This is a genomic window from Limnobacter thiooxidans (assembly GCF_036323495.1).
GTDB lineage: Bacteria > Pseudomonadota > Gammaproteobacteria > Burkholderiales > Burkholderiaceae_B > Limnobacter > Limnobacter thiooxidans.
In genome coordinates, this window is record NZ_AP028947.1 from 913,444 (window position 1) to 925,793 (window position 12,350).

A 12,350-nucleotide genomic window follows, 5' to 3' on the forward strand; every position below is an offset into this window, starting at 1 on the left:
AAGCCAGATAAAGGGCCTTGTTTATCCCCCTTCCTAAGGATTTGAATTGAACTGGCATGCGTCAGAATGAATACTGGTCAAAGTCACCGGTCCTGCTACGCATGAACTACAACAATCGACGCACTCAAACTGAATCCTCCACCGAGATGATCGAAATTCTTCTCTTTTCGCTGGGTGGCGAGGAAACCTTTGGCCTGAATGTATTCAAGATACGCGAGGTGACCGAAATGAGTCAGGTCACCCAGATTCCAGGTCAAGAAGGTGCAATGAACGGCGTGATTTCCCTGCGTGGACAGGTGTTGCCCGTTGTGTCACTGGGCAATGCCATTGGCATGTCGACTGATCAACCCGATACCAAAATGATCATTTCCGAGTTTGCGTCAAGGTCTGTGGCTTTCGCCGTAACAGACGTCGACAAGATCATTCGCGTGCCCTGGTCGGATGTAAAACCTCCCCAGCGGTACGATGCAGAGCAGGGCGCAGTGTTTGGCGTAGTGATGCTGGCCGACGGCAATCTTGTTTCGCTGGTGGACATTGAAAGCGTGTGTCATCGGGTGTTACCGGAAAAAGAAGCTACAGCAGTCAGCACCGGATTTGAACTGAATCAGGTCGGCCCGGTGTTTTTCGTGGATGATTCCCTGGTAGCCAGACGGAAAATTGGCGAAGTACTGGACACCATGGGGCTACAACACAGCCACGCGGTCAACGGGGTTGAGGCTGAACAAAAGCTGTTGGCCATGGCCTCGTCGGCCGAGTCCAGTCACGTTGCCATTCAACAACGCGTTTCCCTGGTTTTGGTCGATGAGGAAATGCCAATCATGGATGGATGTACCCTGACGCGAAAACTCAAGGGCGATCCGCGCTTCAAGAACATCCCGATCATCATGTATTCCTCGCTGACTTCCGAGGAGAATGCGCGCCGCGGCATTGATGCGGGCGTCAATATTTACGTCAAGAAGTTTGATTCCGCGTCCTTGTCCAACGCGATTGGGCAGCTTCTGACACACGCCTGATTTTCACCATCATGGAAGCGCTACACTTCGTTTCATTCCCGTGATGCGACTTTCATGATGACCAACTTGGCCTCGCTTTCCTCTGACCTGTTCGTGTTGTTCGATAACATCGCCGACGACTTGCGCTCAAGCGGTTTCAGTGTTCGCCCCAATGCCTTGCCCAATGACTTGTGCCTGAACTTGAGGCAGACGTTGTTGAGTCTGGACAAATCCGCTTTCAAGCAAGCAGGTGTTGGCCGTGACGTGCGCAATCAAACCAACGCTGATTTACGCCGGGACGAGATAGTCTGGATTGAACCCGGTGAGGGGCCAAAAAATGAATGGCTGGAGTTTAGCTCGCGTTTGCAACAGCACTTGAACCGTAAGCTAATGCTTGGTCTTTTTACGTTTGAGTCTCATTTTGCACATTACGCCCCCGGGGCTTTTTACAAAACCCACCTCGATGCGTTTCGGGGGCAGGCCAACCGCATACTGTCTGTGGTGCTGTACCTGAACCCGGATTGGGCAGACGATGAAGGCGGTGAAATGGTTTTGTACCAGGAAACAGAACCCAATCAAAAACTGTTCACCGTGAAGCCCGAGTTGGGCACACTGGCTGTGTTTCTGAGTGAAGAGTTTCCGCATGAAGTGCTGCCGGCCAAGCGCGACCGTTACAGTATTGCTGGTTGGTACCGGGTCAATACATCCACTGGTAACAAGGTGGATCCACCCGCCTGAAACAGGCTACCAGCGCAGAAACTTCGGGCCTAAAAGCGCGCCCAATGCGCCAGCCAGGGCGATTCCCAATGTGTACCAGATCGCGATGAAGGGCGCGGCCGGTTCAGTGCAGGCCAGGGCATAGGCCAAAGCAGCCACTGCTCCAGAGAATACGCCGCATGCTGCGCCTGCCAGTGTGAGGTTGGTTGGCGCCAGGCCACGCATCGCCCAAAAAGCTCCTGCCATCACCGGCACGGACAAACTCAAAATTGCCCAAGGGCAAACCAGCCAGGAGTGCCCCATTAGTGCTGCGGCACGCTCAGGTTCTGGTGTGCCCAGATAGGAAATGATACCAGCCATTGCCATCACCCCGACCACACCCAAAACAGCCAGAAATGCCTGCTGACCAGATGCTCCGGGTTTGCCCAAGCGAGCCACCAGCCAGGCTGCGGCAAAGGCCAAGGCACTTGCATAGGTTATTTTGATCCAGGGGCCGGGCTCGGCAAACATGGTTTGAGGAATGAGGCCCAGCACTGCAAGCACCAGAATGGCGGCGATCAACCCACCCAACAAAGCTGCGGGAACTAGCCGACGCGCCATGGAGACTTTCGGGGCAGGTCCAGCCTCGCTGCTCAACAGGTTAATCAGATCCACAGTTTTCATGATTCTTCCCTTACCAAAGCGGCCAGTTGTTTCAGGCCACGGTGCACTTGAACCTTAAGCGCTGCTACAGAAACACCGCTTCGATTCGATGCCTCGACCATGGACAGCCCTTCAATTTTGGTCAATAAAATGGCCTGTTTCTGCGATTCAGGCAATTGCTCAAGCAACACCGACAAATCCCGCTTCGAGGGCAATTCTTCGGGAGCGAAAGGATGTTGGTCCTCGGTCAGTTCATCCAGCGAATCATTCAGACTCTCTTTTCGTCCTCGTCGGCGCCACAAATCCACCAATTTGTGACGGGCAATCGCAAACACCCAACTACTCACCGGCAGCGTTTCATCGTAAGTGCCACGTTGCAGGTGCAAGGCCAGCAGTGTTTCCTGAACCAGGTCTTCCACCTCGTCAGGCAGTGCCTGCAGTCGCCTGCCATAAAACCGGCGCAAGCGTTGCGCAATGGTGGCCAATGCCTCCCGATAGGCTGATGAGTCGCCACGCTGGCCGCGCATCCACAAGGGTTTGAGTGTTCGCTCAAAGTCGTCGTAAGGCGCCGTTGGAGTGAATTCGTTGGGAGGGGTCATTCGGTTACAAAGGCAAACCAGATTGTTGATGACAGACACTACCACACTTCAATTTGCCCCGCGAAGGCGTCGCAGTTGCTTAACATGCACTGGTTCTGCAAAGCAGTGCCCCTATAATGAGGTTCTGTTTAAAACACTCGCCAGCATTGGGGGAATAAAATGCAATCCATGAAAACACGCGCCGCAGTGGCCTGGGGTCCAGGCCTTCCACTTTCCATTGAAGAAGTGGATTTGATGCCGCCCCAGAAGGGCGAAGTACTGGTCAAAATTGTGGCCACGGGCGTGTGTCACACCGACGCGTACACTTTGTCAGGCGACGATCCTGAAGGCATTTTCCCGGCGATTCTGGGCCACGAAGGCGCGGGCATCGTGCTGGCGATTGGCGAAGGTGTCACCAGCCTGGCGGTGGGTGACCATGTCATTCCCCTGTACACAGCAGAATGCCGCACGTGCAAGTTTTGCATGTCGGGCAAAACCAACTTGTGTCAGGCCATTCGCGCCACTCAAGGGAAAGGTTTGATGCCCGATGGCACCACACGTTTCTCCAAAGACGGCAAGCCGATTTATCACTACATGGGCACCTCCACCTTTGCAGAACACACAGTAGTACCTGAAATTTCATTGGCCAAAATCGATCCCGAAGCACCGTTGGAAAAGGTGTGCCTGCTGGGTTGCGGTGTGACCACCGGCATTGGCGCTGTGCACAACACGGCCAAGGTCAAGGCGGGTGACACCGTGGCCATTTTCGGCCTGGGCGGTATTGGCTTGGCAGCCATCATCGGCGCAGTGCAAGCCAAAGCCGGCCGAATTATTGCCATCGACATCAACCCGGACAAGTTCGAGATTGCCAAAAAGCTGGGTGCCACAGACTGCGTGAATCCGAAAGACCACAGCAAGCCCATTCAGGAAGTGATTGTTGAAATGACCGAAGGTGGTGTGGACTTTTCTTTTGAATGCATAGGCAACGTCAATGTGATGCGTTCAGCACTGGAATGCTGCCACAAGGGCTGGGGTGAATCAGTCATTATCGGCGTGGCCGGTGCTGGGCAGGAAATTTCAACACGTCCGTTCCAGCTTGTGACTGGTCGAGTGTGGCGTGGTAGTGCATTTGGTGGAGTGAAAGGACGCACTGAATTGCCCGGTTACGTACACCGTTTCATGAATGATGAAATTGACCTGGACACATTTATCACGCACACCATGCCGCTTGAGCGCATTAACGAAGCTTTCGATTTAATGCACGAAGGCAAGTCCATTCGCACTGTGATTCATTTCTGACATGAAACTACTTAGCAGCGTTCAAAGTTTTGGTGGTTTGCAAAATCAGTACGAGCATGTGTCTGCCACGCTGAATTGCACCATGCAGTTCAGTGTGTTTCTGCCGCCCCAAGCGTCAGACGGGCACAAAGTGCCTGTGGCTTACTGGCTTTCAGGGCTGACCTGTACAGACCAGAACTTCGCTACCAAAGCAGGGGCGCAGCGAGTTGCGGCAGAATTGGGTGTTGCGATTGTGATGCCCGACACGAGCCCCCGGGGTAAAGGTGTACCAGACGATGCAGACAAAGCATATGACTTTGGCCTGGGGGCCGGTTTTTACGTGGATGCCACGCAAACCCCGTGGAACGCGCATTACCGGATGTACAGCTACATTGTTGAGGAGTTGCCCGCATTGCTGGAGGCGAATTTGCCTGTTAGCAACAAACGTGCAGTGTTCGGTCATTCCATGGGAGGGCACGGTGCCCTGACCATCGCACTGAACAATCCCGGACGGTATGTTTCAGTGAGCGCTTTTTCGCCGATTGTCAGCCCAAGCCAATGCCCATGGGGGCAAAAAGCGTTGGGCTTGTATCTGGGTGAAGATCAAGCTGCCTGGCAGCGTCATGACACGGTTGCACTGATTCGCGCCGGGGCACCGCAAATGCCCATGCTGGTAGATCAAGGTTTGGCAGACAATTTTCTGGCTGCGCAGTTGAAGACTGAGTTGCTTGAAAAAGCACTGGAAGAAACGGGTTACCCGGCAGAAATTCGCTATCACCCCGGGTACGACCACAGCTATTATTTCATTGCTACATTTATTGAAGACCATTTGCGCTTTCACGCCAGGCACCTGCAATGAGGCGTTCGTGCGCTGATTGATCCAACTGTAACCGGGGCGTTAACCAATGAGCAAATCTCTCCGCTTGTCAGAAAAATGGTTTCGCCGCGGCCTGTGGGCCGTGGCAGTGGTGTTCGCCTGGTTTTTGATTGGCCTGGGTACCACGGTGGTGGGCGACCTTCCGCAGGTCGAGAAAGTCCAGACAATTGAGGACTTCATTGACCCTGCCGCACTGCAGCCTGTTCAAAACGCGATTCGTGACAGCGAAGCCAAGGCTCGTGAATTGGGTGATGTGCTGGAACAATTGCAGCTTCAGCACAGTGCCGCAAAGGCCGATACCGATTCAGAGCGCGAAAAGTTCACGGCCTGGATTGCTACGCGGCAAGCCACTGCCAAGCCCGATCAGGATCAGGAGCTGATTACCCGTACACAACACCTTGACAGCTTGCAGGCCTTGGAGCGATCAGCCTTGGGGCGGCTTGAAGAACAGCGAAAACTGTTACTTGATGCGCAACAGGCCAATCAGCGAGCTCAGTTTCGTTTGACCGAACTGCAGCAGGGTGTGCAAGACGAATTCAACCACGCCCGGCAAAGCCAGGAACTGCGGGTTTTTGCTTATCGCTTGGCGCTTACCTTGCCCTTGTTGGTATTTGCAGGCTGGCTGTACAAAACCAAGCGGCAAAGTACCTACTGGCCATTCGTTTGGGGCTTTATTTACTTTGCCTTGTTTGCCTTCTTCGTGGAGTTGGTGCCTTACCTGCCCAGTTACGGTGGATACATTCGTTACCTGGTCGGTATCGTGATAACGGCATTGGTTGGCAGGCAGGCTATTCTGGCCTTGAACCGTTATCTGGAACAACAGCGCTTGGCCGAGGCTCAGCCGGAAACCAAGCGGCGCGAAGTGCTTGAGTACGATACCGCGCTGGCGCGCCTTGCGAAGGGAATTTGCCCCGGCTGCGAAAGGGCTGTTGATTTGAAAGACACGAGTATCGATTTTTGCCCGCACTGCGGTATTGGTCTGCACGATCGCTGTGGACACTGCCACACCCGAAAAAGCACCTTTGCCAAGTATTGCCACACCTGCGGCACCGGCGCCAGTTTGACTACGGCTGACCAGCGGTTATCTGCTTAAGGTGCCGGGTATTTCACTGCATTTTTGATCAGCTTTTTCTGGGCCGCATCGACTGGGTCAATGTTGAGCTGGTTGCAGATCTGCAGCAGGTACAGCAGCACATCGGCTACTTCGTCCTTCACCTCGTCGAGCTGCTGGCCTTGCAGCTTGCGGGAGTCTTCCTCCGTAATCCACTGGAAATGTTCCACCAGCTCAGCCACTTCCACAGACAAGGCCATGCTCAGGTTTTTTGGAGAATGAAACTGCTCCCAGTTGCGTGCTGCGGAAAATTGTTTCAGTTGGTGCTGAATGTTCTTCAGTGTGTCTGTGTTCATGCCGTGGGCGTTGCAGTGGATTGAATGTTCATCTTACTGAATACCGGCAATGAAAAACGCCAGCGTGTCGCTGGCGCCTGTTTACCGTGTTGTCACTGCTCACGCGGTGACATTCAATGCCGGGTAATCTATGTAGCCAACTGGCCCCGGGGCGTAATAAGTGGCCGGGTTACCCTCAGCCAATGGCGCATTCAACTTCAATCGTTGAACCAGGTCCGGGTTCGAAATATAGGCGCGACCAAACGACACTGCATCGGCCAGGCCTGTTTCAAGGGCGTTGATTGCCATTTCACGGGTATAGCCATTGTTCACAATGTAGGTGCCCTTGAATGTGTCGCGGGCCCATGCATAGTCAAAGCCAGGCACATCCCGATCGCCACCGGTGGACCCTTCAATCATGTGAATGAAACCGATGCCACGCTGGTTCAACTGTTCGATCAGGTAACCGAACACCGCTTGCGGGTTGCTGTCGCTCAAGTCGTTAAAGGGTGTCACCGGAGAAAGGCGAATGCCAACCTTTCCTGCACCAATTTCCGCAACCACTGCGTCTACCACTTCCAGTGCAAAACGGGCGCGGTTTTGGATCGATCCACCGTATTGGTCTGTGCGCTGATTGGCGCCATCTCGAATGAACTGGTCAATCAGGTAGCCGTTGGCACCGTGAATTTCCACGCCATCAAAGCCAGCTTTCAATGCGTTGGCTGCACCTTTGCGGTATTCGGCCACTACGGTTGCAATTTCATCCACAGTCAAGGCATGGGGGACAGGCACATCCACTTTGCCCTTGTGGGTGTAGGCCACCACATTGGGTTTGATTGCAGAAGGTGCGATCGGGCTTGGGCCACCAGTCAATTCCGGGTGGGTGATACGGCCCACGTGCCAGATTTGCGCAATGATCTTGCCGCCAGCATGGTGAACGGCCTGCGTGATTGGCTTCCAGCCTTCAACCTGCTCATCGGAGTAAATGCCGGGTGTGGCCATGTAGCCCTTGCCTGCAGGCGACACCTGCGTACCCTCACTGATGATCAAGCCTGCATTGGCACGTTGGCGGTAATACTCGATATTCATCTCGCTGCCGGGAATGTCGCCTGCCGCTTCGTCTGACCTGCAACGGGTCAGCGGGGCCATCACTACCCTGTTTTTCACTTCAATGCTGCCAATGTGGCCGGGCTTAAACAGTTTCAAATCATCGGTGTTGTTTGTTTGCGTATTCATGCGTGTTATTCCTTTTGTGTTGCACTGCAATGCTGAACATTATGCGCATTACTGACCGCTTGGTCTATGGAACAGTTGGTATAGTCACTATTCCAGAATGGAATGAATAGGGGCACACATCATGGACCGCTTGCGATTGATGGAGATCTTTGTCCGCGTTGTTGAAACAGGCAATTTTTCAGCCGTGGCACGGCAGGCGAATACCACCCAATCAGCCATCAGCAAGCAGGTACAGGCCCTGGAAGCCGATGTGGGCGTGTTGCTATTGGTGCGGTCCACCCGAAGCCACACCTTGACCGAGGCGGGCCGCTTGTACTACCAGCGTTGCCGGCAGGTTCTGGAAACTCTTGAGCAGGCACGGGTGGAGGTTCACCAGGCTGAGTACGAAGTCAGTGGCCTGTTGCGCGTGGCTGCGCCAGTGGCATTTGGCCGAATACATATCGTCCCCCGCCTGGCTGCTTTTTATGCCCGATACCCAAAAATGCGGATCGACCTTCAACTGGATGACAGTTTTGTCGATTTGGTGGCGGCTGGCATTGATGTCACTTTCAGGATGGGAGAACTGAAAGACAGCCGCTTGATTGCGCGGCGAATTGGCTCAGTGGCCCGCGCGGTGATTGTGTCTGGTGATTATTTGTCCCGCCATGGAACACCACAAACACCTGATGACCTGACTCGCCACAATTGCCTGTTGTACACGGGTATTCGCAACTTCAACGAATGGACTTTTCACACTGCCAAGGACAAGCCAGTGACCGTGCGGGTTGGCAGCAACTTCCAGTCCAACAGTTCGGAAGCCATTCGTCAGGGTGTACTCAAGGGGTTGGGTATCTGTTATTCCCCAACCTGGATTTATGGTCGGGATTTGCGTGAGGGAACCGTCAAGGCAATTCTGGACAACTACAGGCCCAGTGCCTTGCCCTTGAATGTGGTGTACCAACCCGAGCGCAGGCCATCCATCAAGATCAACAGCTTCGTGAATTTCTTCACCGAGGCGTTCAGTCAGGATCCGGATTTGTCTTTGGCGATTCGACCCGCTGTTGTCTGAACTGGATTGCACCTTCTACCGTGAGCAGAACCAGCGCCAGCCAAATTGCGATGTATGTTGGCCACTCATTGGGTTCAATTGTTTCACCAATCAGGAAAGACACGCCCACCAGCAGCACCGGCTCCACGTAGCCCAACAGGCCAAACAAACTGAAAGGCAGCAGACGGCTTGCGAGAATGTAGGCTACAAGCGCTGCGGCACTGAGCAGGCCCAGCAACACAACCATGGCCGGCAAAGCGGGGTGCTGGTGAAGCATGTCCTGCAAGGACAAGCCACTATTCCATGCAAAATAAAACGCCACGGGCAACATTAGCGCCATGTCGAACCACAGGCCACCCAGGTTGTCAGTTTTGCACTGGCTACGAAGCACAAAATAATACGGATAGCCCAGGCACACCAGCAGGGTCGCCCAGGACAGTCCGTCGACCCGAAACAGTTCATGCACAACACCCGCCAACGCTAGAAGGGTCGCCATTTTCTGCCAGGTTGAAAGCCGGTCTTTGTAATAGTAGCGGCCAATCAGCACCATCACCAAGGGCATCATGAAATAGCCGAGGGACACATCCAGCGCATGGCCGTGTAATGGAGCCCACAGAAAAAGCCAAAGTTGAATGCCTAGCAACATCGACGACAAAGGTAGCGCAAGCCATAGTTTCCATTCCTTGCGCAAACGGCCCGCCACTTGCTGCACCAGCGACCAGTCGGCTGTGCAAATGAGAAACAGGCTCATGATGGGAAGCGTCAGCACCATGCGCCAGCCGAAAATTTGTTCGCCATCCAGCGGAGTCAACAGGGTGGTGTAGTAATACATGCTGCCGAAAAGTACGGAGGCCAGCACAGAAAGCGATATGCCTTTAAGCATGGTAGATGACATCGGGTAAGGCCATATTGACCACTTTTTAAATATATGCAATTGTTGTTTTCAGCAATTCAAGTGTTTAACACACTCAGTGCCTGCCTGTGGCCCGAATCGCTGACAACAACAGGCAATCGTTGCACCTTTCTAAAAACAGGAGACAAAATGAAGAAGTATGAGCAATTTTTGTCCTGCGCTGTTGTTGCCTCGGTCAGCCTGGCCATGGCAGGAACTGCAAACGCCGCAGCCCCCACACTCACAGCAACCACCATCTTGACTCAACTGGACAATCCGTGGGACATGGCCTTCACTCAGGATGGCGCCATGTTTTTCACTGAAAAGTGTCGTGGCCTATCTGTTCGCCTTCCTTCTGGCGTAGTTAACAAGCTGGTCGGCATGAAGGACTCCACAGGTTATGCTGAAACCATGCCCGATCTGTTTTGCGATGGCCAGGCCGGGATGAACGGTGTGGCGGTGGATCCTGATTTTGCGAACAACAGGTTCGTGTATGTGTATTCCGCTTCCAGCAAATCCACGCCACAGAGCAACCGGGTTTTGAGACTGAAAGTGAATGCTGATTTCACGCAGATGTCAGATCGCAATGACATCGTTGAAAATATTCCGTACAAAACGGCCCCCAGCGACCATCCCTTCGGTGCTTCCGGCGCGCACAATGGCGGGCGTATCCGCTTTAGCCCCGGTGACGGATTTCTGTATGTCACTACCGGTGATACCCACAATGGTGTAGTGCCCCAAAGCCCGACCAAGCTTGGTGGCAAAGTTTTGCGGATAGATCGTGATGGCAACCCCGCGCCCGGTAACGCCGCCCCACCTGGTTTCGATTCTCGCGTGTACACCTATGGCCACCGCAATCCGCAGGGCATCGCCTTCCGACCTGGAACGAACCAGCCCTTTACTGCTGAAAACGGTCCATGGCATTCCGATGAAGTCACTGCACTGGTGAATGGCGGCAATGCCGGTTGGGATCCGCGTCCGAACATGGCGGGGCGGGGTGATTGCCCTGATTCCTACTGCGGATACAGCCCCAACCAGATGGAAGCCATGGAACCCAAGAAGCGCTCAGCCTTCATGCCAATGACCGATACCAAAACCTATCCCAAGGCGATGAAACCGGCCTGGAACAATGAAAGCTTGTCACAGGGAATGTCATCCGGTGTGTTCCTGAGTGGCAAGCAGTGGAAGGACTGGAATGGGAGGATGGTCGTGAGCTACATGGGAATTGGTATTCACGGAACGCCAGTTGGCCACAGGCTTGATCTGCTGGACATCAGCAAGAATGGACTGACTGCCAAGCGTACCGTCATGCCTTTGCCCATGCCACCCGGACGTTTCCGTTCGGTTGTGCAAGGAGTGGACGGCAACCTGTATGTGGCGTCTGATCAAGGCGAAATTTACCAGGTGAAACCTAACTAAAGATTTTTCAGCCCAATGCAACAAAGCCATCGCAAGGGTGGCTTTGTTGTTTTGTTTGAAGGCATTGGCGGGAATTTCCCGGCCTTCGCCTTGCAAGGCTCAGTCGCTTTCACGGGTCGACATGAAGCAGTTCATGTCGATAATTCCCGTTCCAGCCCCGCGCCGCGGGCGTCCGCGGATTCAATTCCCCGCGCAGGCGTCAGTCCAAAAAAGAAAAGGCCACCGCGAGGGTGGCCTTTTCTTTTTTGTTTGGTGGAGCCGGCGGGAATTGAACCCGCGTCCGCAAATCCTCCACTACCAGTTCTACGTGTGTAGTCTTCTTATTTGGTTTTAGCAATGTTTGCCGGGAAGGGACACCCTGCACGCACCGCGAGTCACTTTATTTAACCTACCAGCCAGCGACATTCCGGTAAGCGGTCCAATGTGCGATTATCCCACAGCAGGTTTGACCCCGCCCAGCCCATCGGCAAGCTGTTGTAGGACCTAGCGGCAATTAAGCTGCTAGAGCGAAACGTTCGTCGTTTGCGTTTAAAGTTTTTCAGATGGATTTACGAGGTAACTGATCCTCGACACGCTCCAATAGCTTTGCAATCCACGTCGAAACCAGATCGACCCCATTGGACTTAAATTGTAACATGCTTCTTGAGCAGGGTTACATCCTCTCTCCAAGCCATCGGGCCAGGTCTTGGGTGGTCTTGACTACCGCATCTGCACCCCATTGCTCGATTGGGCTGGCGATATATCCGTACTCAACCGCCACTGTGGCCATGCCGGCGTCTCGCCCGGCAACCACATCGCGCTCATCGTCGCCGATCATCACGCAAAGTTCCGTGGGCAGTCGCATTTGCCCGGCTGCCATGAAGCAGGGGAGGGGCGATGGCTTGGGTTTGTCTGCCGTGTCTCCACCAATCAACACGCTGCATCCTCGATCCAGCCCAAGTTCGTTTACCAGCTTTTCTGCCAGGTAATAGGGTTTGTTGGTCACAATACCCCACTGAGCACCCCTCGCCAGAATTTCGCCCAGAAGCGGTTGAATACCGCTGTAAATGGCACTTTCACGGGCGATTCTGGCTTCGTAGCGTTCCAGAAACTCGGCTCGCATGGCAGCAAATTCGGGGTAATGTATTTCAACACCGAACCCAGCCTTCAACAGCAAGCGTGCACCACCTGAGGCCAGGTGTTCCATGGCCCGGTAAGGCGTTATATCAACGCCGCGGTCGCTTTGCATGTCTTGAATGGTGCCGCACAGGTCGGGGGCTGTGTCCACCAAGGTGCCGTCCAGATCGAACAGAATTCCTTTCATTCG

At 54.0% G+C, this 12,350-nt stretch carries 13 protein-coding genes and 1 other RNA gene; 7 read left to right on the forward strand and 7 right to left on the reverse strand.

What is annotated here, in order from left to right; genetic code table 11:
* Positions 1-101 precede the first annotated feature (101 nt).
* Both RGQ30_RS04130 and RGQ30_RS04135 read left to right on the forward strand, forming a co-directional pair.
* Positions 102-1,013 (forward strand): chemotaxis protein, encoded by a 912-nt coding sequence (locus RGQ30_RS04130; protein WP_338284777.1) that lies wholly within the window; start codon positions 102-104, stop codon positions 1,011-1,013.
* A 54-nt stretch (positions 1,014-1,067) separates the two neighbouring features.
* A complete protein-coding gene (locus RGQ30_RS04135; RefSeq protein ID WP_130558193.1) occupies positions 1,068-1,730 on the forward strand; it encodes a 2OG-Fe(II) oxygenase in 663 nt (220 codons plus the stop codon).
* A 6-nt stretch (positions 1,731-1,736) separates the two neighbouring features.
* Here RGQ30_RS04135 and RGQ30_RS04140 read toward each other — a convergent pair whose 3' ends face one another.
* Both RGQ30_RS04140 and RGQ30_RS04145 read right to left on the reverse strand, forming a co-directional pair.
* Entirely contained in the window at positions 1,737-2,372 is a 636-nt protein-coding gene (locus RGQ30_RS04140) for an NrsF family protein (RefSeq protein WP_130558192.1), read from the reverse strand.
* Entirely contained in the window at positions 2,369-2,950 is a 582-nt protein-coding gene (locus tag RGQ30_RS04145) for a sigma-70 family RNA polymerase sigma factor (protein ID WP_130558191.1), read from the reverse strand. The genes RGQ30_RS04140 and RGQ30_RS04145 overlap by 4 nt, the downstream gene beginning before the upstream one ends.
* Before the next feature lie 168 nt (positions 2,951-3,118).
* On the opposite strand from RGQ30_RS04145, the gene RGQ30_RS04150 reads away from it, so the two are divergent.
* The 3 genes from RGQ30_RS04150 to RGQ30_RS04160 are packed head-to-tail and all read left to right on the forward strand — an operon-like array spanning position 3,119 to position 6,177.
* Positions 3,119-4,228 carry an S-(hydroxymethyl)glutathione dehydrogenase/class III alcohol dehydrogenase gene (locus RGQ30_RS04150; RefSeq protein ID WP_338284875.1) on the forward strand — a complete coding sequence of 370 codons (1,110 nt, stop codon included), beginning with the start codon at positions 3,119-3,121 and terminating at the stop codon, positions 4,226-4,228.
* A gap of 1 nt (position 4,229) precedes the next feature.
* On the forward strand, positions 4,230-5,066 hold the full coding sequence (gene fghA, locus RGQ30_RS04155; protein ID WP_130558189.1) for an S-formylglutathione hydrolase: 837 nt from the start codon (positions 4,230-4,232) through the stop codon (positions 5,064-5,066).
* A 46-nt stretch (positions 5,067-5,112) separates the two neighbouring features.
* The gene (locus RGQ30_RS04160; protein WP_130558188.1) at positions 5,113-6,177 is read left to right on the forward strand and encodes a zinc ribbon domain-containing protein; all 1,065 of its coding nucleotides are present in this window, start codon (positions 5,113-5,115) and stop codon (positions 6,175-6,177) included.
* Here RGQ30_RS04160 and RGQ30_RS04165 read toward each other — a convergent pair.
* Positions 6,174-6,491, reverse strand: coding sequence for a nucleotide pyrophosphohydrolase (locus RGQ30_RS04165; RefSeq protein ID WP_130558187.1), 318 nt, complete (start codon positions 6,489-6,491; stop codon positions 6,174-6,176). The two genes, RGQ30_RS04160 and RGQ30_RS04165, sit on opposite strands and share 4 nt — an antisense overlap.
* Before the next feature lie 99 nt (positions 6,492-6,590).
* Positions 6,591-7,706 (reverse strand): alkene reductase, encoded by a 1,116-nt coding sequence (locus tag RGQ30_RS04170; protein WP_130558186.1) that lies wholly within the window; start codon positions 7,704-7,706, stop codon positions 6,591-6,593.
* 121 nt (positions 7,707-7,827) lie between these two features.
* Here RGQ30_RS04170 and RGQ30_RS04175 point away from each other — a divergent pair, with 121 nt between their 5' ends.
* Positions 7,828-8,754, forward strand: a complete 927-nt coding sequence (locus RGQ30_RS04175; RefSeq protein ID WP_130558185.1) for a LysR family transcriptional regulator — start codon at positions 7,828-7,830, stop codon at positions 8,752-8,754.
* Here RGQ30_RS04175 and rarD read toward each other — a convergent pair.
* Complete coding sequence (gene rarD / locus RGQ30_RS04180; protein ID WP_130558718.1) at positions 8,705-9,616, reverse strand: EamA family transporter RarD; 912 nt, start codon at positions 9,614-9,616, stop codon at positions 8,705-8,707. The two genes, RGQ30_RS04175 and rarD, sit on opposite strands and share 50 nt — an antisense overlap.
* 159 nt (positions 9,617-9,775) lie before the next feature.
* Between rarD and RGQ30_RS04185 the strand changes: the two genes are divergently transcribed.
* On the forward strand, positions 9,776-11,044 hold the full coding sequence (locus RGQ30_RS04185) for a PQQ-dependent sugar dehydrogenase (RefSeq protein WP_338284779.1): 1,269 nt from the start codon (positions 9,776-9,778) through the stop codon (positions 11,042-11,044).
* 250 nt (positions 11,045-11,294) lie between these two features.
* Here the strand turns inward: RGQ30_RS04185 and ssrA are convergent.
* Both ssrA and RGQ30_RS04195 read right to left on the reverse strand, forming a co-directional pair.
* Positions 11,295-11,660: a transfer-messenger RNA gene (ssrA, locus tag RGQ30_RS04190) on the reverse strand.
* A 36-nt stretch (positions 11,661-11,696) separates the two neighbouring features.
* Positions 11,697-12,347, reverse strand: coding sequence for an HAD family hydrolase (locus tag RGQ30_RS04195; protein ID WP_298215492.1), 651 nt, complete (start codon positions 12,345-12,347; stop codon positions 11,697-11,699).
* Between the last annotated feature and the right edge of the window lie 3 nt (positions 12,348-12,350).